This window comes from Sphingobacterium sp. NGMCC 1.201703, from assembly GCF_047784615.1.
In the GTDB taxonomy this organism is placed as follows: domain Bacteria; phylum Bacteroidota; class Bacteroidia; order Sphingobacteriales; family Sphingobacteriaceae; genus Sphingobacterium.
This window is the reverse complement of record NZ_JBLOHD010000002.1, coordinates 686,053-706,638: the sequence shown is the minus strand read 5'-3', so window position 1 is coordinate 706,638 and position 20,586 is coordinate 686,053. Positions and strand designations below refer to the sequence as shown.

The 20,586-nt window shown below is 39.0% G+C and carries 17 protein-coding genes; 5 read left to right on the top strand and 12 right to left on the bottom strand.

Features of this window, described 5'->3' with window-relative positions; genetic code table 11:
• Nucleotides 1-6: 6 nt before the first annotated feature.
• Genes ACK8HY_RS08240 through ACK8HY_RS08230 form a run of 3 tightly spaced genes read left to right on the top strand, consistent with a single transcriptional unit; the run spans nt 7 to nt 3,891 of the window.
• Complete coding sequence (locus tag ACK8HY_RS08240) at nt 7-2,166, top strand: TonB-dependent siderophore receptor (RefSeq protein WP_416133337.1); 2,160 nt, start codon at nt 7-9, stop codon at nt 2,164-2,166.
• Between the two features lie 7 nt (nt 2,167-2,173).
• Nucleotides 2,174-3,193, top strand: coding sequence for an ABC transporter substrate-binding protein (locus tag ACK8HY_RS08235; protein ID WP_416133336.1), 1,020 nt, complete (start codon nt 2,174-2,176; stop codon nt 3,191-3,193).
• Complete coding sequence (locus ACK8HY_RS08230; protein WP_077432503.1) at nt 3,190-3,891, top strand: class I SAM-dependent methyltransferase; 702 nt, start codon at nt 3,190-3,192, stop codon at nt 3,889-3,891. The genes ACK8HY_RS08235 and ACK8HY_RS08230 overlap by 4 nt, the downstream gene beginning before the upstream one ends.
• A 389-nt stretch (nt 3,892-4,280) precedes the next feature.
• On the opposite strand, the gene ACK8HY_RS08225 is transcribed toward ACK8HY_RS08230, so the two are convergent.
• The 9 genes from ACK8HY_RS08225 to ACK8HY_RS08185 form a co-directional block, all read right to left on the bottom strand.
• A complete protein-coding gene (locus ACK8HY_RS08225) occupies nt 4,281-5,075 on the bottom strand; it encodes a (Fe-S)-binding protein (protein WP_077435643.1) in 795 nt (264 codons plus the stop codon).
• A 7-nt stretch (nt 5,076-5,082) separates the two neighbouring features.
• The gene (locus tag ACK8HY_RS08220) at nt 5,083-6,381 is read right to left on the bottom strand and encodes a 4Fe-4S dicluster domain-containing protein (protein WP_416133335.1); all 1,299 of its coding nucleotides are present in this window, start codon (nt 6,379-6,381) and stop codon (nt 5,083-5,085) included.
• A gap of 282 nt (nt 6,382-6,663) precedes the next feature.
• On the bottom strand, nt 6,664-7,335 hold the full coding sequence (locus ACK8HY_RS08215; RefSeq protein ID WP_077432505.1) for a TetR/AcrR family transcriptional regulator: 672 nt from the start codon (nt 7,333-7,335) through the stop codon (nt 6,664-6,666).
• Between the two features lie 453 nt (nt 7,336-7,788).
• Complete coding sequence (locus tag ACK8HY_RS08210; RefSeq protein ID WP_416133334.1) at nt 7,789-8,355, bottom strand: OmpH family outer membrane protein; 567 nt, start codon at nt 8,353-8,355, stop codon at nt 7,789-7,791.
• A gap of 104 nt (nt 8,356-8,459) precedes the next feature.
• Nucleotides 8,460-8,993 carry an OmpH family outer membrane protein gene (locus tag ACK8HY_RS08205; protein ID WP_077432506.1) on the bottom strand — a complete coding sequence of 178 codons (534 nt, stop codon included), beginning with the start codon at nt 8,991-8,993 and terminating at the stop codon, nt 8,460-8,462.
• Between the two features lie 385 nt (nt 8,994-9,378).
• Nucleotides 9,379-11,943, bottom strand: a complete 2,565-nt coding sequence (bamA, locus tag ACK8HY_RS08200; RefSeq protein ID WP_077432507.1) for an outer membrane protein assembly factor BamA — start codon at nt 11,941-11,943, stop codon at nt 9,379-9,381.
• Nucleotides 11,944-12,058: 115 nt separating this feature from the next.
• Nucleotides 12,059-12,796: an isoprenyl transferase gene (locus ACK8HY_RS08195; protein WP_077432508.1), complete on the bottom strand. Its 738-nt coding sequence runs from the start codon at nt 12,794-12,796 to the stop codon at nt 12,059-12,061.
• A 236-nt stretch (nt 12,797-13,032) separates the two neighbouring features.
• A complete protein-coding gene (locus tag ACK8HY_RS08190) occupies nt 13,033-13,917 on the bottom strand; it encodes an NAD kinase (RefSeq protein ID WP_077432509.1) in 885 nt (294 codons plus the stop codon).
• 51 nt (nt 13,918-13,968) lie between these two features.
• Nucleotides 13,969-14,631, bottom strand: a complete 663-nt coding sequence (locus ACK8HY_RS08185; RefSeq protein WP_077432510.1) for a CBS domain-containing protein — start codon at nt 14,629-14,631, stop codon at nt 13,969-13,971.
• A gap of 241 nt (nt 14,632-14,872) precedes the next feature.
• Here ACK8HY_RS08185 and ACK8HY_RS08180 point away from each other — a divergent pair, with 241 nt between their 5' ends.
• Nucleotides 14,873-15,706: a 1-acyl-sn-glycerol-3-phosphate acyltransferase gene (locus ACK8HY_RS08180; RefSeq protein WP_077432511.1), complete on the top strand. Its 834-nt coding sequence runs from the start codon at nt 14,873-14,875 to the stop codon at nt 15,704-15,706.
• 5 nt (nt 15,707-15,711) lie between these two features.
• Nucleotides 15,712-16,671, top strand: coding sequence for a GNAT family N-acetyltransferase (locus ACK8HY_RS08175; protein WP_077432512.1), 960 nt, complete (start codon nt 15,712-15,714; stop codon nt 16,669-16,671).
• Between the two features lie 33 nt (nt 16,672-16,704).
• Here ACK8HY_RS08175 and ACK8HY_RS08170 read toward each other — a convergent pair whose 3' ends face one another.
• Genes ACK8HY_RS08170 through ACK8HY_RS08160 form a run of 3 tightly spaced genes read right to left on the bottom strand, consistent with a single transcriptional unit; the run spans nt 16,705 to nt 20,551 of the window.
• Complete coding sequence (locus tag ACK8HY_RS08170) at nt 16,705-17,439, bottom strand: MIP/aquaporin family protein (protein WP_416133333.1); 735 nt, start codon at nt 17,437-17,439, stop codon at nt 16,705-16,707.
• A 9-nt stretch (nt 17,440-17,448) separates the two neighbouring features.
• Nucleotides 17,449-18,948: a glycerol kinase GlpK gene (gene glpK / locus ACK8HY_RS08165; RefSeq protein ID WP_416133332.1), complete on the bottom strand. Its 1,500-nt coding sequence runs from the start codon at nt 18,946-18,948 to the stop codon at nt 17,449-17,451.
• A 25-nt stretch (nt 18,949-18,973) separates the two neighbouring features.
• The gene (locus ACK8HY_RS08160) at nt 18,974-20,551 is read right to left on the bottom strand and encodes an FAD-dependent oxidoreductase (protein ID WP_416133331.1); all 1,578 of its coding nucleotides are present in this window, start codon (nt 20,549-20,551) and stop codon (nt 18,974-18,976) included.
• Nucleotides 20,552-20,586 lie beyond the last annotated feature (35 nt).

Genomic DNA, 20,586 nt, shown 5'->3' with positions numbered 1-20,586 from the left:
CTAAGTATGTTACAATTCAAAGGCCTTGTTACACCTTTATTAATTGCTGCTCCTTTTTGTCTTAATGCACAGACTATTTCATCTGACACCTTAAAGTTGTTGAAAATTGATGAAATAGAAATTACCTCTAAGTATTACAAGCGGTATAATCCCAAACAATTGTCTGAAGCATTGCGCTTAGAAACCTCTTTATTGAAAGCCCCACAGCATATTCAGGTCATTAATAGCGAGATTTTTCGGGATCAGGCAGTATTAAACCTAAATGAAAGTGCTACGCGTAACGTAAGTGGAACTTTTAGAGAAGAATTACACAATGGTATATCCCCCGATATATATTCGCGTGGCGGCTATATCAGTGCACAACGTAATGGCGTGGATATGCGTCCATTGGGCAAGGGGCCGATAGCCGATGATTTGGCGATTATTGAAAGGGTGGAATTTGTAAAAGGCCCAAGTGGCTTTATGCATGCTATTAGCGATCCATCTGGTTCTTATAACATCATCACGAAAAAACCGACGGGAGAAACTAAAAGAAGTTTCGATTTGCTAACCGGAAGTTTTGGCTTATTGCACGCCGCGGTAGATTTGGATGGACAACTTGATAAGAGCAATAAAATCCAATATCGTTTGAATGTCATGGGCATGCGCAGTAATGGATTTCTTAAATATGATCGAAATAACCGATTATTATTCGCACCCGCATTAAAATATCAATTTAGCGAGCGCACAACAATAACGGCCGAATACATCTATCAACAATTGAATTATCTTCTCCTCAGTGAAGCACAGATGTCCCCTTACGGTTATGGCACACTTCCGAAAGATTTTACCATTACCGACCCTAGTATACGACCTTTTGTAGGTAACGACCATAATGCATTTCTGACTTTTCAACATCGATTTAAGAGCGATTGGCAATTGACAACGAAATTAGCGTATATCCATAGCGGCTATAACGGTACATTGTTCTGGGTGAATGGTGCGAATGCTCAAAATAAGGATATTTTGGATAGAAATCTAGTTTACGATTCGAATAAGTACGGTATCTTTTCTACGCAGGCATACCTGAATGGATATTTTAAAACTGGAAATGTCGGCCACCGTATCATCACTGGAATTGATGTCAATAATAAATCATCCCGAAGTTGGGATACATGGGGCACAGCGACAACAGTCTATCCGCTGTCCATCACGAATCCACAGTATTCGGAAACAATACTTAATACAGGTATAGGTGGCGATTTTGTTTCGGAGAATGATTTTACTTCCGAGGGAAGTAAAATACATCGACAACTTTTCTATGTTTCGGCTTATGCAATGGATGAATTACTTTTTCTGGACGAAAAACTACGGATTTCTCTCGGTTTACGTGTCACTGCATCGAATGGCAAAACAAATGATTATGGTGCAAAGAGTAACTCAGAAGATGTTGTTTTAACCCCACGATTGGGAATCAATTATGCCTTGGATCAAAATACTTCGCTCTACTTCTTACATGACCAGAGTTATTTGCCACAAGCAGGGATTTCCGTGGATGGTACAGCATTAAAACCATTAAAAGGAGTTAACTACGAATTAGGGATTAAACGTGATTGGATGGAAGGAAAATGGAATACAAGTGTTTCTGTCTACCATATCGAAAGAAATCGTTTGATCACACCTGACCCAGTATCCAATCTGATCTATCAGACTGGGGAAAGTAAATCGAGAGGAGTTGAGTTTGACCTTAAGGGAAGACTGGCGAAAGGCCTGAATGCGGTGATTAACTATGCTTACACGGATTCTAAAATCTCTGCTGACGAAATGAAACCCGAAAATATAGATATGGCCACACCTAATCGGGTAAAGCATATCCACAATACCTGGTTGAATTATCTATTGCCTATCGAACGTGTAAAAGGTTTGACGGTATCCTTGGGATACCAGTTGCTCGCCGGCCGAGCTGAGCGTTTTACATCAACGAATCCTATAGCCCTAAAAGATATCTTTCGATTGGATGCCGGAGCAGGATGGAGCAATGATAAGTATCGTATTAATCTAATCGTCAATAATCTATTGAACGAAAAAATGTATTCTACAGCTTGGCGTAATGGTAGTGGAAATATGTACTATTGGGTACAAATGGCACCTATACATGCAAGGCTCTCATTGGGAATAAATCTGTAAAAAAACGATGAAAATAAATTTTATAAAAAAGCTTATAGTGGTCCTATTTCCTATTTGGATAGGCTGTAGTGGCGAAAATCAAAAAGTAAAAGCGAATGGAGCCGCCTTTGAGGTAACCGATGCGCAAGGGCATCTTATTGCGTTAGAGAAACCTGCAGAACGTATCGTATGCTTATACGAACCCGGATTGGACGCGCTATATATGCTGCAGGCTGAGCATAGAATTGTTGGGCTATTTAATGATGTTTATTCCAGTGATGAACTATTTCCCTTCTTTTCGAAAATGGATGCACGAATCTTGGAACGGAAATTACCAGTAGTAGGGACAAATAATCAGGGAAGCGTTGAACAGATTGTCGGACTCAGTCCAGATTTAGTAATCGTACATGCTGGTCAGGTGGATCTGATAGAGGGCTTGCGGAATGCTGGAATGAAGGTGTATGCAACGAAAGCCGAATTGAAAGCGGAGGTGTTTAAAACAGTGGAGGATATTGCCACACTTACAGCGAGTACAGAAAGAGGTATGGAGTTGATTTCCTATGTAAAGCAGAAAGCAGAACTCATCAAAAAAACTTCCGATACGATAGCAAAGAAAAGACGGGTATATTTTACCTGGGCGTATGGACGTGTTTTTTCGACAACAGGTACGAAGAGCATGATGCACGCTTGCCTGGAAATGGCCGGCGTTGAAAATGTCTGTCCTTTTGAGTTGGATCAACCGAATATTAACGCGGAAACATTGATCGGTTGGAACCCTGATATGATTGTCATGTGGAACGATAGTCCACAATTATTTTATAAACGAAAAGAGTTTGCGGATATTCCTGCGATAAAGGAGAAGCAGATTTTTAATCTGTTGCCAATGTTTGCCTACAATCCACATACGTTGAAGGCGCTTTGTACAGCAACGGCAATACATCATTGGGCGTATGGTGATAAGCAATTAGATCAGAAGGGGCAGGTTGAAGAAATTATTACCCATCTTTATGGAAAGCAAAAAGCTGATAAAATTATAGATTTATTATGATAATTGACAGAATTACATCGTATTGGGACAAACAAAGTAAGATTTGGCGTGAAGAGAAAGAGGAGGCTTGGTCCAAACCCGAAACAGCAAATTGGTTGGAGTTTTTCGAAGAATTATTGCTTGACCCAAAGTTGGGTGGAAAGAATATTTTGGAGATAGGGACTGCTTCAGGATACTTTGGTAATATTATGACCAAGGCAGGCTTTGAGGTGACCGCTATTGATCTCTCTCCAAACATGATCAATGAAGCAAAACAGGTTTCTGATGCATTGAATCTAACAGTGGATTATCACGTAATGGATGCTCAAAATTTAGCATTTGATGATGATAAATTTGATCTTGTTTTTACACGTCTTATGACCTGGACGATACCGGATTTATTTAAATGTTATCGTGAAATATTTCGGGTATTGAAGCCCGGAGGAAGGTTTATAAATTTTGACGGTGATTTCGGAGCGACAGTTTTCAGTCAAGAGGGGCATGAAAGATATCCTAAAGAAATTATGGAAGAAGCAAATGACATCAAATCCAATTTGGATATAAGCAAATATAGCCGACCAGAAAGAGATTTATATCTATTGGATAAGGTGGGCTTCATTGATTTAAAAAATGATAATGAAGTTCACAATAAAATCTATTCGAAACCTGAGGAAGAAGATGGATTATTCATGCTAAGTGCTATAAAGCCAATGCCCTAGGCCTTCCTGTTACCATCTGTTTATCTTATTTTAAATAAAAAACTACCTATGAGGCTGTAAATTTTTAGGATTGCGGCCTCATGCGTTTTAAAAAAAATGATTTTTTTTTCAATAGTTCGGATTTGATCAATATTTTCTCGGAAATCATCAATAAATACATGAAAAATGAACGCTAAATTTGAAATGGTTAATTCATTGGTTGAATGGAGGATATCATATATTCCTCTTAGCTAGCCGGTAGCATAGGTACCCTTATTTTAACCGGTAGGGTAACCTATGACGGCTAGTTCTTACCAATGTTGAAAGGCAATTCCTTTCAACAAAAGGAGGCTTGATCTTCGGATCAAGCCTTTATTAATTTATGCTGATGATTGACCGATCGAAACTTTTCAAAGTTTATTTGCACGGGCAGTTATTTCAGCAATATCAAGTACTTCAATTTCGGACTCTTTCTCTTTTATTTTGACCCCATCTTTTAACATCGTCATACAGAAGGGACATGCAGCGGCAACAACTTGGGGCTGTGCGGCTATAACCTCTTCAATACGTTCGATATTAATATCTTTCTTCCCTTGTTCAGGTTCTTTGAACATCTGGCCACCGCCGGCACCACAGCACAGCCCATTGCTTTTGCAACGTTTCAATTCGACAAGTTGCGCATCCAGACTTTCAAGTACTTTTCGGGGTGCTTCGTAAACTTCATTTGCCCGCCCCAGATAGCAAGGATCATGATAGGTTATTTTTTTACCCTTAAATATCGTATTGTCGGCCGGTTTCAACTTACCCTCGTCAATGAGGCTCTGGATCAACTGTGTGTGATGGATAACTTCATAGTTACCCCCCAAAGCAGGGTATTCATTTTTAAGTGTATTAAAGCAGTGTGGACAAGCAGTGACAATTTTTTTGATTTCATAACCATTCAATATTTCGATATTCATCATAGCTTGCATCTGAAATAGAAATTCATTCCCACTTCTTTTTGCGGGATCTCCGGTGCAGCTTTCTTCTGTTCCAAGAATTGCATAGTTGAGCCCAACATGCTGGAGAATCCGACAAATATCACGTGTTATTTTTTGAGCGCGCTCATCAAAACTACCAGCACATCCCACCCAAAATAATATATCGGGAGCTTCTCCCTTAGCTAACAGTTCAGCGACTGTTGGAACTTTTAATTCATTTTCCATCATTAAACTATTGTTGTTGAGTCCAATTCGCACGATCCATTTGTGCATACTTCCATGGAGCACCATTATTCTCAATGTTGCCAAACATATTGTTGATACTTGCGGGGGCCTGAGATTCCTCCATAACCGCAAATCGACGAAGTTCTACGATAATGTCCAAAGGGTTAATATTGACAGGGCATTGCTCGACACAGGCATTACAACTTGTACAAGCCCACAATTCTTCGCGGCTGATATAATTGTCGATCAGCGACTTTCCATCTTCCACAAAGCTTCCATTTACCTTAATGTTGTTACCTACTTCAGTTAATCGATCCCTTGTATCCATCATTATTTTTCGCGGGGATAGCAGCTTTCCCGTAATATTGGCCGGGCAGGAGGAAGTACAGCGACCACATTCTGTACAGGTATAGGCATCCAGAAGGCTTTTCCATGTTAGATCCTGCACATCTTTGGCGCCAAAGCGAGCTACGGTATCTGAAGATGGAGGCGTAAAACTTGGATCAAGCATCGCTTTTACTTCGTTGGTGACAGCGGGCATATTGGATAATTTCCCCTTCGCATCCAAGCTTGAAAAATAAGTGTTTGGAAAAGCCAGAACGATATGCAAGTGTTTCGAATAGGGCAGATAGTTTAAAAAAGCTAATACACCTAATATGTGAAACCACCAGCAAAACCTTTCGATGATATACAGTGTACTAGTAGACGTCGGAAGATAGGGTAATAAATAATGACTTACCGGAAAGGAACCCACAGAACTAAAATGTTCATACCCGTAAAGCTGTAATTTGAGGTCCGTCGCATTCATTAACAGAAAGGCCGACATCAGCAGAATTTCCGTAATCAAAATAATATTAGCGTCTGTTTTGGGCCAGTTGTTCAGTTCTCTACTATTTAGACGATTTACTTTGACAATATTTCTGCGAATAAGGAAGACCAGGCAGGACACGAGTACAGCAAGTGCCAGCCATTCAAATGAACCGATCAAAAAGTTATAGAAACCGCCCAAGAAGGAAAAGATCCGATGCGTTCCGAATAAACCGTCAATAATGATTTCCAGCATTTCGATATTGATAATAACGAAACCCAGATAAACAAATAAGTGTAGGATGGCGGGAGTAATCCGCTTAAACATCTTTTTTTGTCCAAAAGCAACCAAAATCATCGTTTTCCAGCGCTCTGGAGCTCGGTCCGAACGATCTAAATCTCGTCCTAATTTTATATTACTGTAGATCTGTTGCACATTTTTACCAAAGAAAAATAATGCTCCTAAAAAACAAACCGCAAATATTAGCTGACCTATCATATGCTCGAATATTGGTTACAAAAACAAATATACTATAATATTTTATTATGCTAACATAATAAAAATAAATCAAAAAAATAAGCTTATAAAGGTAATTTTCTGAAAAAATATCCCTATTCTTATAAGCACCAACAGCCATGAAAATCAACTGAGGATTCTTTCTGACCAATAGAGAACAGATACTTTCAGAAAAAATAAAGAATAGGAAGAAGGGGTTGGAAAAGTAAGCCCCCGAGAAAGTTGCAATGATTTTCTGGGGGCAAAGATTGTTCGGCTAATGATTTATTCTATACCGGCAAATGCTTGCTTAAGGATTTTTTCAACGGTTTTTTCAATACGGATTTTTCCCTCTTCTGTATTGATGTCAATACCGCAGAAAGTGCTGCCTGTAGATTTGGCCTGTAGTGCTAAGTAATAAATTCCGCTTACTAGTATGGCGAGTGTCGCCCTTATGTCCGTTTCTGAATGCTCAAATTTTGGATCAACGTGTTTAAATAATTCTTCACCAAGAACTTCGCGTCTATCGGCTATATTTTTTAATGCTTTAGTTTTCTCACCCAGTCCCCAATGGATGATTTTCTGTTTGGTTTTATCCTTTAAAAAAGTATTCAATTGGGATTTAAGTAATTCGTTTACCAGAGCGACATCAATATCATTTGGATTCGATATCATTTGCTCCAAAACACCTTTATCGCCAATCTGCCAAAAATCTTTTTGTGTTAAGTAAGCCTCTACTAATTGATCGAGGCCTCCAAAATAATTCCAGATGAGTGCTTTATTTAGGCCGCACTCCAGTGCGATATTCGGGCCGTTCAGCGCATGGTAGCCTTTCTTTTGGATGACTTTTCCCACTGCGGCGATCATCCGCGCTTTGGTACGTTCCTTGTCTCGGATGGGACCCGATGTTACTTTTCTTTCTTTCTTTGGACGATCCTCAGTTACGTTCTTTTTCATTAGAATAATTTTGTTTATTCATTACCAATTTATTTACAAAGGCATTATATTGCCTTTGGCGGTGTTACTAAGAATGAAGCTATCATAGACTCAATCGTATAAGTCTTGAGCTAATTTAAGCCCGTGATAATTTCATACGAATAAAACCATTTTTAGCAACGAAGCTTCCATGAGTTATCCTATTCGTTCGTTAATAAACAAATTTGGACTCATGATGTTTCATTAGGGTAGATGTATATTTTTTCTACAATATCTAAATTTTAGCTGGGAAAAGCAAGAAAATCGTATAACAGATTTTAATTCCTTTTAATAAACTATTTTAGTCGACACGCAGATTGCCATTTAACAAGTTTGCGGTAAATTGTTTTACTTTGGAATTAGCGGGACATGGGCAATAAAAAAGGGACTATTCTTACGAATAATCCCTTTTTTTATGACGTATGTGATACGTTATTATTTTTTTGCTGGTGCAGTAGGCGCAGCTGTTGCCGAAATACCTAATTTAGATTTTACAGCAGCGGTTAAATCCTCACCACCTTGGAAATAAGGAATATTCGTGCTTGAGATATCAAATACATAAGCCATTCCTTTTTCTTTTGCTACAGCGTTGACTGCATCAGCTACTTTTCTTTGGATAGGTGTAATCAATTCATCTTCTTTTTTTCCCAATTCTTCTTGAGCAGTTTGTTGTGATGATTGAATACGAGTTTGCATATCTTGGATTTCTTGTCCTAATTTATTCAATTCAGGATCTAGCGTATCTTTGTTAGCTTCGCTTCTGGTACGTAATTTATCGGTTCCTTCTTTTTGTTTGGTCTGTAAAATAGTGACCATGCCTTGAATTTCTTTGGTTTTACTCTCACTCAAAGTTTTCAATTGAGCTTCCGCTGTTTTATAATCTGGAGTTGATTGAATAATGTCAGCAAAATTGATGTGACCGATCTTTTGCTGTGCATTAGCGAATTGAGTTGAGAAAAATACTGCCACTATAGCAACCGCACCTTTTAATAAGTTTTTCATGCTTTTCATTTTAATCTAATACGCCATCTCTATGGCAATCTTTTTAGTTTTCTAATTAATTACTACTTTTTTTACTTGTGTCCACAATGATAACAAACTCCAGCTTAGTTTGCAAGACTAGGATTAGGTTTATAGCCTAATTTTGTAATGACATCATTACTTTTGTTCAATTTTGAATTTGCATAAAGGAAAGTGGATTCTTTGCCTTTGTCCACGATGAAATCAAAATTCTGTGCCGAAGCAACATCTTGTATCGCTTTTGCTACGCGGTCCTGAATAGGTTTAATTAATTGAACCCGCCTTTTGAAAAGTTCGCCTTCAAATCCGAATTTCTGTTTTTGATAATCTTTCACCTCTTTTTCTCTCGTAACGATTTCATCTTCGCGACGACGACGCATGTCCTCATTTAACAAGGCCTGATCTTTTTGATAAGCCTGATATAATTTTTCTATTTCGGCATATTTTTGATCTACCTCTTCCTGCCATTGTTTGGAAAGGTCATCCAGTTGTTTTTGGGCAGTGGTATATTCGGGAATGTGTTTTAGGATATATTCTGAATCTACATATGCAAGCTGTTGCGCAAATGTCGCTGTAGCACTAACGACTACAAAAGCTATAACTAACAATATTTTTTTCATATTTCCTGTAAGTTTTATAGACTATAATTTAATATTTAACATTCATTTACCTTATGACAATGGCCGAGCCCAAAAGTTTAATCTGAGAAGCCGTCTTAAATAAATTTACCGCTCAAAAATAACAAAAAAGATGCAATCTAACAGATATTTCTCGGGTTTAACACTATTTAACTTGTTGGCCGAGTCCTGTTATACATTTCCAAAGAGCCCATTACGGCTAACCTTTGTTGTTAAAAGCAAACTTCCTTCAAGATAAGAAGATTTAAGCGATATGCAGCGTTCAACTAAATAAATTTAAATGCTATACATAAAAAAAGCTATCGCAGTTTCTGCGATAGCTTTTTACTCCGATGTGGATATATCTTGGTGGCCAGATCAACCTCGGTTAAAATCCGCCCATATTTTGCATAATACTAAAGGTAAAGTTTTGTTTCCAAGTACTGCTCGGTAATCCTGGAATAGGATCGAATGCGTGACCGTAGTCGATCCCCAACATACCAAAGATAGGTAAGAAGATACGTGCACCAACACCTGCCGAACGACGGACCTTAAATGGATTGTATTCCGTGAATTTGTTCCATGTGTTACCAGCTTCCGCAAAAGCCAGTACATACACCGTAGCCTGGTCATTTAACATAACCGGATGACGTAATTCCATTTGATACTTGGTATAGATTGGGCTCCCTGAATTCCGCGCTACGTTAACATTTTGTGTACCTTCTGGAATAATTACACCATTTGCATAACCACGCATTGCAATAATCTCAGATCCTTGAAGGTAATCAAACCCTTGCATACCATCACCACCGACTTTGAACCTTTCGAATGTAGACGTTTCAGTTTTATTAGAATATTTCCCTAAGAAACCAAATTGTGCCTGAGCTTTGAAAACTAATTTTCCGACAATTTTTGCATACCATTGCGAATCGAATTTCCACTTATGGTATTCCGTCCAGCGATAACGTTCCTGAGGAGTACCATTTTTATAATCAATATTATTGAATAGGGAATAAGGAGGCGTCAATTGTACCGAGAACTTGATGTTCGAACCCGAAGTTGGGTAGATCGGAGCATCGATCGAGTTACGGCTAAATTCTTGTGTTAAATTGATATTGTATGCTGTACCGTTATCAAACAAGAAATAGTTGCCATAATTCTGAAGTTTATACCGTTGGAAAGACAATGAAGTATTGGCTTGGAACCAGTTGTCTGGCCACTGTAGGCGTTTACCTAAAGTTGCTGTAATACCCGTCATCCAAATACGGTTCAATTCTGAATCTTTTACGATTTGCTCCCCGGTATAATAGTTGAATCCACCATAGGATGAACTGGAGGTATAAGCACTCAAACCAAAATATATCGGTTTTTTTCCACCTAGCCAAGGTTCCGAGAAGGAGAAGCTATAGGATTGGTAACGTTTACCTGAAGTCTGACCACGCACACTTAATTTTTGGCCATCACCACGAGGAAGAGGTTTCCATGAACTCTTATCAAAGAAGTTACTTGTAGAAAAGTTATTGAAAGTTAAACCTAATGTACCTATGATCTGTCCGGCTCCATAACCTCCTGAAAGCTCTACCTGATCGGATGGTTTCTCCGTTACATTATAAACGATATCCACCGTACCTTCCGCATAATTCAAATTGCTCGGAACTGGATTTGTTTTTTGCTCATCAAAATTCCCTAATTGGGCAATCTCACGAACGCTCCGCATAATTTGCTCTTTTGAGAATTTTTGTCCCGGTTTTGTATAGATCGAACGTAATACCACTCGGTCATTTGTAACATCATTACCTTTTACGATAACGTTGTTAATGGTATATTGCGCGCCTTCATATACACGTAAATTTAAGTCGATGGTATCGTTATATACACGTGTTTGCTCAGGGTCTACGGAGAAGGTCAAATAACCATCATTCATATAGATAGATGAGATGTCATCTGAATTTTTGCCTCCACCTAGTAATTTTGCGTTCAGTTTTTCCTCTGAGAAGACATCACCACGTTTGATTCCTAAAATTTTATTTAATAAGGTATCTGAATATTTTGCATTTCCTGTCCACACAATATTACCTACATAATATTTTGGACCTTCATAAATATCAAATTTGACCAATACATTTTTCTCACCATCGCGAATGATCGTATCTTTTAAGATCTCCGCATCGCGATAACCCTTAGCGGCCATTTTTTTGATCAGGTTTTCTTTTCCCTCTTTGTATTTCTCTTCTTTGAATTTACCCGGACCAAATATGCGGTACCACATTTTTTGTTTAATTGGCTTTGCCATTTTCCGCAAATCTTTTTGTGAAAAATGTTCATTGCCTGTGAAGGTCATCTCTTTGACTCTTACCTTGTGTTTTTTATCTACGTCAGCAATTAAGATCTCATTATTCGCCTGAGCCGAATCCTTAACTGTTTTTAGTGTAATTTCTGGATATAAATAAGCTTTTTCTTTTAGAAAACGTTGAATCGTTGCCCGGGTCGTATTCATCAAGTTTTCGTTGACAATCTTACCGGTATTACTATTTAAACGCTTGCGGACTTCCTCAGTTTGACTTTTGCTCAGTCCGTTAATATCAATACGTGTCAAACGGGGGCGTTCTACTACACGAATGGTTAAGAAGATATTTTCACCTTCAATTTTTTCTGCCCATAATTCGACAGCGTCAAAGAGGCCTTGAGCCATCATGTCTTTTACTACTTTCGCAGTCGCTTCACTTGGTACTTCCAGATATTGACCTACAGACAATTTAGATATTGTAATTAATACGTTCTTATCCAAAAATTGTGTTCCGGTTACATCAACAGCACTAATTACATAGTTTTTAGGGTTGAGATAACTGATTTTTTCGGGATCATTTAAGTTGAACGCACCATTTTGCTGTCCGTAGACAAGTTGCATTGATGAGAGACCAAAAAATAGTATTACGGGTAGTATACGCTTCATTTATCTTGAATTATTGGCGCTAAAGTACACCAATCAGTTGTTAATTTTTGTTAATTAAGAAAATTTAACCAGCTTGTTTTTTATTCAAATCAGTTGACAAATTTAATAAAATCATTTATAACTGCTCACTTGTTTTTCCAAACCTTCTTTCACGCTGTTGATAATCGACAATGGATTTAAATAAATCTTCCTTTGTAAACTCTGGCCACATCTTATCTAAAAAACATAATTCAGAATAAGCAATTTGCCAAAGAAGGAAATTACTGATCCGGAGTTCTCCACTGGTTCTTATCAATAGATCTGGATCTGGTAATCCCCGGGTGTAGAGATTGGCAGAGAAAATGTCATCATTGATTTCCTCGATGCTCAATTCTCCCGCTTGAACTTTTTTAGCTAGATTTCGGGTAGTTTCAACAATTTCCTGGCGGGAACTATAGCTTAAGGCCAGCGTGAGTGTACAGTGCGTGTTATCTTTGGTGGCCTCAATCGTTTCCTGAAGTTTCTTTTGCGCGTTGGAAGGAAGTTTGCTGATATCTCCAATTGCGTTTAATCTGACACCATTTTCCTGGAATGTCTTGATTTCTTTTTTTAAGGAGGAGACCAACAGTTCCATTAAAGCGATTACTTCCAGTTTTGGTCGATTCCAATTTTCCGCTGAGAAAGCATAGAGCGTTAGAAATTTTATGTTGGCCTGAACACATCCTTCTAAAGCCTCTCTCACTGCTTTTACCCCATTTTGATGTCCAAATACACGGAGTTTACCTTTTTGTTTTGCCCAACGACCGTTACCATCCATGATGATAGCAATATGTTGGGGTAATTTAATGTTATCAATTTGATCTAAAAAGCTCATTGTTGCTATATTCAATAAAATTAACACCTTTTAGCCTTTTACAGCGTATTTGTGTGTTAAAACCAGATACTGGCTTTCTGTATATTACCTTCAAACGATGTTTTACCTCCCAAGGTTAAACCGTTTGATCATTATTTTTGGCACCTTATTTTAGGTGCTTTGTGTCTCTTATGCTGTATTATTCCTTCCAAATATCGATTTTTAATTGATAATTCAGAAGCATAATATCATAAAGATTAGTAGTTTCTGACATCTATTCCCCAAAGTAGTTTTTCTCTCAATGTGCTAAAAAAACTCTCCTGCGGAAGACGGATTAGATTGATCGTAAATGGAGCTTGTTTGATTGTCAATTTAACGGAAGTATCGATAGACTCATTTTTTGAGTCACAACTGAGTATGTATTGATTGCTTCGGCTCTCGATTTCCAGCTCAAGGGTGAATTGATTTGAAATAACGATCGGTCTGACGTTAAGGTTATGTGGTGAGATCGGCGTGATTACAAAATTCCCGCTTTCAGGCATAATGATTGGTCCTCCGCAGCTCAACGAATAAGCTGTTGAACCGGTAGGAGTAGCGATAATCAACCCGTCCGCCCAATAGGAATTGAGTAGTTCGCCGTTAATCCGTGCATTGACTGTGATCATTGCAGAGCTATCGTAACGAAATACCGTAATATCGTTAAGGGCATAATGATTACCCTGAAATAGATTGATCTGTTCAGATTCTACCGAAAGAAGTACACGTTTTTGAATATCGTAACGATTGTTTAAGATATCTTCTATTGCATGTTCAAAGTCATTCTTATTGATGGAGGCCAAAAAGCCCAAACGTCCAAAATTAATACCTGCGATGGGAATACCCGAGTCTCTAATGAGTGATACCGCTGATAGCATAGTGCCATCGCCTCCTAAACTTAGCATGAGATCAACGTTGTCTTTAATTTCCTCATATACATGGTAGGTGGGAAAACTAAATCCACATTCAAACTGCGTTGTCAAGAACTTATAAAAAGGATCATAAACCCATATATCGACGTTTTTACCAACGAGATATTTAAATAAGTGCTTCACATGTGCTATAACGGAGGGTTGAAACTCTCGTCCATATATCGCAATTCTCATATTTTTTTGAATTTATGGGGCAAAGATGAGAAAAAAACTAATCTTAATTTATTAAATGTTGATGTAATTCATCAGTTGCTGATAACGATCGGCAGTGTCATCAAATGCGGCAACAGTATTGTGTGTCTCCATAACGATATAATTATGCCTTAAGAATGAATTGAGCAGCGCGTTGATATTGGACTTGTCTACTTTCAGTGTCACTTCAATGGAATCGCTTTCGAGATTTATTTTTGTGGCGCAATTGAGAATTCTACAGTTGTCACTTTCTACCAAATGCGAAATCTGGGATAAAGAAAAATCATGTAACCCTATTGACAAGACAATGATAGCCCCGGATTCATTCTGAGATTGGATCAATGAAATTGCCTTTAAAATATCTAATTGCGTAGAAACACCAATATATTTGTTATCTTGATCCAAAATTGGGACTAATGAACTGTTGTATACAGTTGTCATGACCAATGCATCATATGGATGCTGGTTAAATTTAAGCTGTATTGGTGCAGTGTTAATTTTAATGGAGGAAATAGAAGCTTCTTCATTATCGGCATCCAACAAAACAGACTCATTGACGAATCCAATATATTCATCCCCATTTAAAACAACCAATTCTTTACAAAGCATGTCTTGTAGTTTTTCTAAGGCCTGTTGTATTGAATCAGCTTTCTGGATGCTGAAATCTGCGTTTGAAAGAAATTGTCCTATTAACATACCCAAACTTAATAAAAAAAATGATGTGATAGGGAAAATTTTATAGATCAGAATCTTTGGCGGTGTCTGGACTTTTTTGTGTTTGATGAATAAATTAAAAGTAAGTAATTACATTATTGCAAATAAGTACAATTTTAATGTTTAAAATTGTACTTTTATTAGCATTCTGTTAGTATTTTTGTCCACAATTTAAGCTATGTTAAAAATGGAGGGTAGCTAGTTTTTTAGAAAAATAAGATTGATGGTTACGAGTGAGAATAAAAAATTTATTGATATACGCGAGGTTATTCGCAAAAAAAATGCAGGATTAGCAAAGTGGATTCCATCTTTTTTGTTGAATTATCTTAAGAGGACCATTCATGAAGATGAGATCAATGATATTATGACGCGTTTTGCAGATTTGCAGGGGCTGGATTTTGTCGATGCGTTAATCAATGATTTGGGAGTTACAGTAAATTTATATGGCGCCGAAAACATTCCGGATTCTGATCCGGTCATTTTTGCCTCCAATCATCCTTTGGGTGGTTTAGATGGGATTGCGTTTATGCATGCGATAGGAAAGCATCGACGGGATGTGAAATTTTTGGTGAATGATATCTTATTAAATATAGGAAATTTGAGGCCTTTATTTGTCGGTGTGAATAAATTGGGAGGACAGGGTAAACAAGCTATTTCGGCAATTGAGGAAGCCTATGGAGCCGATGATGCTTTGCTTGTATTTCCCGCCGGCCTGGTCTCCAGAAAGCAGAAAGATGGACGTATCGAGGACCTGGAATGGAAAAAAAGCTTTATCAGCAAAGCGAAGAAATATAAAAAAGATATCATTCCGGTACTTATTGACGGCAAAAACTCTAAGTTTTTTTATAATTTTGCAAGGCTTAGACAAAAAATAGGTCTTAAGGTAAACATTGAAATGTTATATTTACCTGATGAAATGTTTGCCCAGCGCGGGCACACTGTTAACATTATAGTAGGAAAGAGAATCCCTTATACAGCGTTTGATCAATCAAAGAACGAAAAGACTTGGGCTGAAGAAGTGAAAAGAAGAGTTTATGGATTAGCTCAAGAAAAATAGAATTTATGCAAGAAATTATACCTCCAGTTGATAGAGAACTATTGAAAGCCGAATTGAACAAGGACGTTTTCGTACGATATACCAACAATGGAAATAACGAGATATACTTAATCAACTATCATAACTCGCCCAATGTCATGCGCGAAATTGGACGGTTACGGGAGTTGACATTCCGTGGCGCAGGTGGAGGTACAGGGCTTTCGATCGATATCGATGAAAATGATACATCTGAGGATTGCTACGATCAACTGATCGCATGGAATCCCGAAGATGAAGAAGTTGTTGCCGGTTATCGTGTGATTAAATGTGCAGAGGCAGGAGAGACCAATGGTATTCCCAATTTATCTACCGCCCATTATTTTCAGTTCTCAGATCAGTTTACAAAAGATTATTTACCCTATACCATTGAATTAGGGCGATCTTTTGTTCAACCTCGATATCAACCTGCAATTGACAATAGAAAAGGAATTTTTTCCTTAGACAATCTGTGGGACGGTTTGGGGGCTTTGGTGATGCTCAATCCAGAAATCAAATACCTTTTTGGGAAAGTGACAATGTATCCACATTATAACAAGGATGCACGGGATATGTTGCTTTACTTTATGGACTACTATTTCCCGGATCATGATAAATTGGTTATTCCATTGCCTGATTTAGAAATTAAAAACGATTATGACCGTTTTATCGGTGTTTTTGATGGCTTAGATTATAAGGAAGGTTATAAAATATTAAATAGTCATGTAAGAGCATTGGGGGAAAATATCCCACCTTTAATCAATACATACATGAACCTGTCCCCGACGATGAAATCTTTCGGTACTGCTCGAAATGATGAGTTCGGTACGGTGGAAGAAAAAGGAATTTTGATTGTTATTGACGACGTTTATCCCGTGAAAAAGGAGCGGCATATGAATACTTTTGAGCGCGATAGAGAATATGGTCATCGTAAACCAAAACGGGTTTAAAATAATAAAGGGATTCAATATTGAATCCCTTTATTATTTTATTAAAGTATAGACTACAAATGCTAATATCGCCCCAATGATTGGACCAATGATGGGGATCCAGGCGTAAGACCAGTCCGAACTTCCTTTACCTTTAATTGGCCAAATCGCATGGAATAAGCGGGGACCGAGATCTCTGGCGGGATTAATTGCATAGCCGGTTGTGCCTCCTAGGGATAAACCAATAGCCCATACTAAAAAGGCGACCGGTATGGCACCTAAAGAGCCCATTCCAATAGGTTCAGTCTTTCCATTAATTGTGATATCCTGTCCTGTTATAAAAAAGATAACAAAAATTAAGACGAAAGTTCCAATGATTTCACTTGCCAGGTTTGTTGAAGTATTCCGGATATTTGGGATTGTAGCGAAAACACCTAGTTTGGTGGTGGGATCAGCTGTTGCATTAAAGTGGTCTCTGTGTATAACGTAAGTTAACAATGCGCCGCAAAATCCGCCTGCAACTTGAGCCAGAATATAGCCTGGTACTTCCGTCCAGGGTAAAGCCTTATTAAGTGCCATGGCAATTGTCACTGCTGGGTTGAGGTGGGCGCCCGTGTAAGGTCCCGCGAAGACCACTCCAACATACACGGCAAGGGCCCATGCAGTGGTAATGACAATCCAGCCACTATTTTCTCCTTTTGTTCCTTTTAAGATTACATTTGCAACAACACCGTTCCCCAGGAGCAGGAGCAGTGTCGTTCCGATAAATTCAGCTAAATAATGGTTCATATGTATTGATTAGTTTTCTGTCCAGAATTGCAATGCCTTAACGCCCTTAGTCCATTGTTTAATAATTTGTTTAGTCTGCTCTGCTTGTTCTTTTTCGGGTTCAAAAAGACGGTCTTGCGCCCAAAATTTAGCAAGCTCTTCTTCACTATTCCAAAAACCGACAGCCAGTCCAGCAAGGTAGGCAGCGCCTAATGCAGTTGTTTCAGTAATTTTAGGTCTGATCACATTGCTGTCCAGTACATTGGCTTGGATCTGCATTAACAGATTATTTGCTGTTGCTCCGCCATCTACACGCAGTTCTTTGATCGGGATTCCGCTGTCCGCTTCCATCGCCTGTAAAACATCTCTGGTCTGGAGTGAAATGGCCTCTAGGGAAGCCCGGGCAATATGTCCGTTTGTTGTCGCCCGTGTTAAGCCGAATATAGTGCCTTGTGCCCTGGCATTCCAATAAGGCGCGCCTAATCCGGCGAAAGTTGGGATAAATGTTACCCCGCCATTATCTTTTTCAGCGAGCGCTAACTGTTCAATATCTGCTGATTTGTAAATAATATTAAGATTGTCCCGCAGCCATTGGACTAATGCCCCCCCAATAAATATACTTCCCTCCAAGGCATATTCGGTTTTGCCATTGATCTTCCAGGCTACGGTAGTCAATAAGTTGTTTTTAGACATGATCGGCTTATCACCAATGTTCATTAGCATGAAACAGCCCGTACCGTATGTATTTTTTACCATTCCTTTTTCAGTACATTGTTGGCCAAAAAGGGCTGCCTGCTGATCTCCCGCGATTCCCGCGATTTTGACTTTGTGTGCGAAAATCGTCGTTCTGGACTCGCCATATATTTCGCTGCTTTCCTTAACTTTGGGTAGCATGGCAGCTGGGATGTCGAATAATTCAAGAAGCTCCGTATCCCAATCCATTGTATGTATATTGAATAAAAGTGTGCGGGAGGCATTGGTAACATCGGTAATGTGGACATCCCCGCGGGTTAGGTTCCACACCAACCAAGTGTCGATAGTGCCACAGATCAGCTCTCCATTTTTTGCTTTTTCTCTGGCTCCGTCCACATGATCAAGAATCCATTTTATTTTGGTTGCTGAAAAATAAGGATCTAGGATAAGACCTGTTTTTTCTTGGATCATTTCATGTTTGTTAGATTGGCGGAGTTCGTCACAGTAATCCGCTGTGCGCTTATCTTGCCATACAATGGCATTGTAGATTGGTCTGCCGCTTTCCTTTTCCCACACAACTACGGTTTCCCGTTGATTGGTTATGCCGATGGCCGCAATGTTTTTACCATTCAACCCAGCTTTGGTTGTAGCTTCGGCCGTTACACCTGCTTGCGTAGACCAGATTTCATGCGGGTCGTGTTCCACCCATCCAGGTTTTGGAAATATTTGCGTGAATTCTTTTTGAGCAATTGAAACGATATTTCTGTCCTTATCAAAAATAATGGCTCTGGAGCTTGTTGTGCCTTGATCCATCGCCAAGATGTATTGTTGTTCCATAATTGATTACTGCGGGTTATTTATATTAGTTTAAGATATAGTTTTTTGCGACTTTTTGAAAATTTTCTAGCTGACTTTTTTGCCAGGTTTCATCTTTGCCCAATTCCTGAGCAAGTATTTTAGCAACTTCGGGGGCGGCTGTAATCGCCGCTTTTGCATCAAGGAATAGGATGCGTACACGGCGTGAAAGTACGTCTTCCACGGTTTGGGCGAGTTCGTTGCGAACGGCCCAGACCACCTCTGCTTTTTTAAATTCCAGATGTTCGACTAATTTTTCACCCCATTGCGGATTTTCTTGCGCAAGCGCATATATCGCTTCTTGGTCGGAACCGTAAATATACATGTGGTTACTTCGGTCGCTTGTGGGAATAGCGCTATAGATTTTCTGAGTTGCCGATGTGCTTTCCTTTTTGGGAAGACAGCCAATTTTAATTGCTTTATCAACAGTGTCTTGTCCCATTCTTCGAAAGGTCGTCCATTTTCCCCCAGTTAGCGTCAGCAAATTTGATTCACTGACAATTACTTTATGGCTTCGGGAAATTTCTTTGGTCTTATTCGAGTTTCCTGTTGGCGCGGCCAAGGGTCTAAGACCGGCAAATACAGCAAGTGCATCCTGACGCGTTGGTTGTTTTGTAAGGTAACGGCCTGCTGTTTTTAAGATAAATTCAATTTCCTTTTCTAGCGCTATGGGTTCTAAGCTATGTTCGTCGATCGGTGTATCTGTAGTTCCAGCTATGACACGATTGTGCCATGGAACCAAAAAAAGGACGCGGCCATCATCTGTTTTCGGTATCATGATTGCGTCATCTCCAGGAAGGAACGATTTATCGAAAACAAGGTGCACACCTTGGCTGGGTCTGACCATTTGTTTTGCTTCGGGTTTGTCCATTTTGAGTATATCATCGACAAAAATTCCTGTTGCGTTGATAATGGTTTTACCTTGGATGGTGAAAACTTCTCCGGTGTCAGTATCCTCGGCAATAACACCATTGACCTTACCGTTATTGTTTTTGGTGAGATTGGTGACCCGCATATAATTAAGTGCTACACCGCCCATTTGGATGCAGGTCTGCGCTACATTTACAGCTAGTCTCGAATCGTCAAATTGTCCATCTTGGTAGACAACTCCACCGTATAAGCCCTTTTTTCTCACGGTACTGATTCGCCGTAACGTTTCTTCCTTGTTGATGTGTATGGATTTCCCTAAGCTCAGTTTGCCTGCAAGGAAATCGTATATCTTCATGCCAATTGTGTAGAAAGGGCCGTCAAACCAGCTATAATTAGGAATGATAAAAGATTGATTTTTGACTAAATGTGGGGCGTTTCGCTGTAGTAGACCTCTTTCGTGAAGTGCCTCTTTAACCAGCGCGATGTCTCCCTGAGCGAGGTAACGTACACCGCCATGCACCAGTTTGGTTGCCTTACTGGATGTGCCTTTGGCAAAATCAACCTGCTCCAATAATATTGTTTTGAATCCTCTGCTCAATGCATCCAATGCGACACCTAAACCGCTTGCTCCGCCACCTATGACGATAACATCCCATTCACTTGTGTCCTTTATTCTTTCTATTAATTTTGACCTTTTGAATTCTTCTTGTTTCATTTTGTTTCGTTTTTGGTTTTAGGGTGTTGTCCCTT

What these genes read in the sequence shown, in the direction of transcription:
- ACK8HY_RS08240 (WP_416133337.1), top strand. Translation starts at nt 7, where the DNA reads ATGTTACAATTCAAAGGCCTTGTTACACCTTTATTAATTGCTGCTCCT.
- ACK8HY_RS08180 (WP_077432511.1), top strand. Translation starts at nt 14,873, where the DNA reads ATGGTTACGAGTGAGAATAAAAAATTTATTGATATACGCGAGGTTATT.
- ACK8HY_RS08235 (WP_416133336.1), top strand. Translation starts at nt 2,174, where the DNA reads ATGAAAATAAATTTTATAAAAAAGCTTATAGTGGTCCTATTTCCTATT.
- ACK8HY_RS08230 (WP_077432503.1), top strand. Translation starts at nt 3,190, where the DNA reads ATGATAATTGACAGAATTACATCGTATTGGGACAAACAAAGTAAGATT.
- ACK8HY_RS08160 (WP_416133331.1), bottom strand. Translation starts at nt 20,551, where the DNA reads ATGAAACAAGAAGAATTCAAAAGGTCAAAATTAATAGAAAGAATAAAG.
- ACK8HY_RS08220 (WP_416133335.1), bottom strand. Translation starts at nt 6,381, where the DNA reads ATGATAGGTCAGCTAATATTTGCGGTTTGTTTTTTAGGAGCATTATTT.
- ACK8HY_RS08195 (WP_077432508.1), bottom strand. Translation starts at nt 12,796, where the DNA reads ATGAGCTTTTTAGATCAAATTGATAACATTAAATTACCCCAACATATT.
- ACK8HY_RS08210 (WP_416133334.1), bottom strand. Translation starts at nt 8,355, where the DNA reads ATGAAAAACTTATTAAAAGGTGCGGTTGCTATAGTGGCAGTATTTTTC.
- ACK8HY_RS08175 (WP_077432512.1), top strand. Translation starts at nt 15,712, where the DNA reads ATGCAAGAAATTATACCTCCAGTTGATAGAGAACTATTGAAAGCCGAA.
- ACK8HY_RS08225 (WP_077435643.1), bottom strand. Translation starts at nt 5,075, where the DNA reads ATGGAAAATGAATTAAAAGTTCCAACAGTCGCTGAACTGTTAGCTAAG.
- ACK8HY_RS08215 (WP_077432505.1), bottom strand. Translation starts at nt 7,335, where the DNA reads ATGAAAAAGAACGTAACTGAGGATCGTCCAAAGAAAGAAAGAAAAGTA.
- bamA (WP_077432507.1), bottom strand. Translation starts at nt 11,943, where the DNA reads ATGAAGCGTATACTACCCGTAATACTATTTTTTGGTCTCTCATCAATG.
- glpK (WP_416133332.1), bottom strand. Translation starts at nt 18,948, where the DNA reads ATGGAACAACAATACATCTTGGCGATGGATCAAGGCACAACAAGCTCC.
- ACK8HY_RS08185 (WP_077432510.1), bottom strand. Translation starts at nt 14,631, where the DNA reads ATGTTAATAGGACAATTTCTTTCAAACGCAGATTTCAGCATCCAGAAA.
- ACK8HY_RS08205 (WP_077432506.1), bottom strand. Translation starts at nt 8,993, where the DNA reads ATGAAAAAAATATTGTTAGTTATAGCTTTTGTAGTCGTTAGTGCTACA.
- ACK8HY_RS08190 (WP_077432509.1), bottom strand. Translation starts at nt 13,917, where the DNA reads ATGAGAATTGCGATATATGGACGAGAGTTTCAACCCTCCGTTATAGCA.
- ACK8HY_RS08170 (WP_416133333.1), bottom strand. Translation starts at nt 17,439, where the DNA reads ATGAACCATTATTTAGCTGAATTTATCGGAACGACACTGCTCCTGCTC.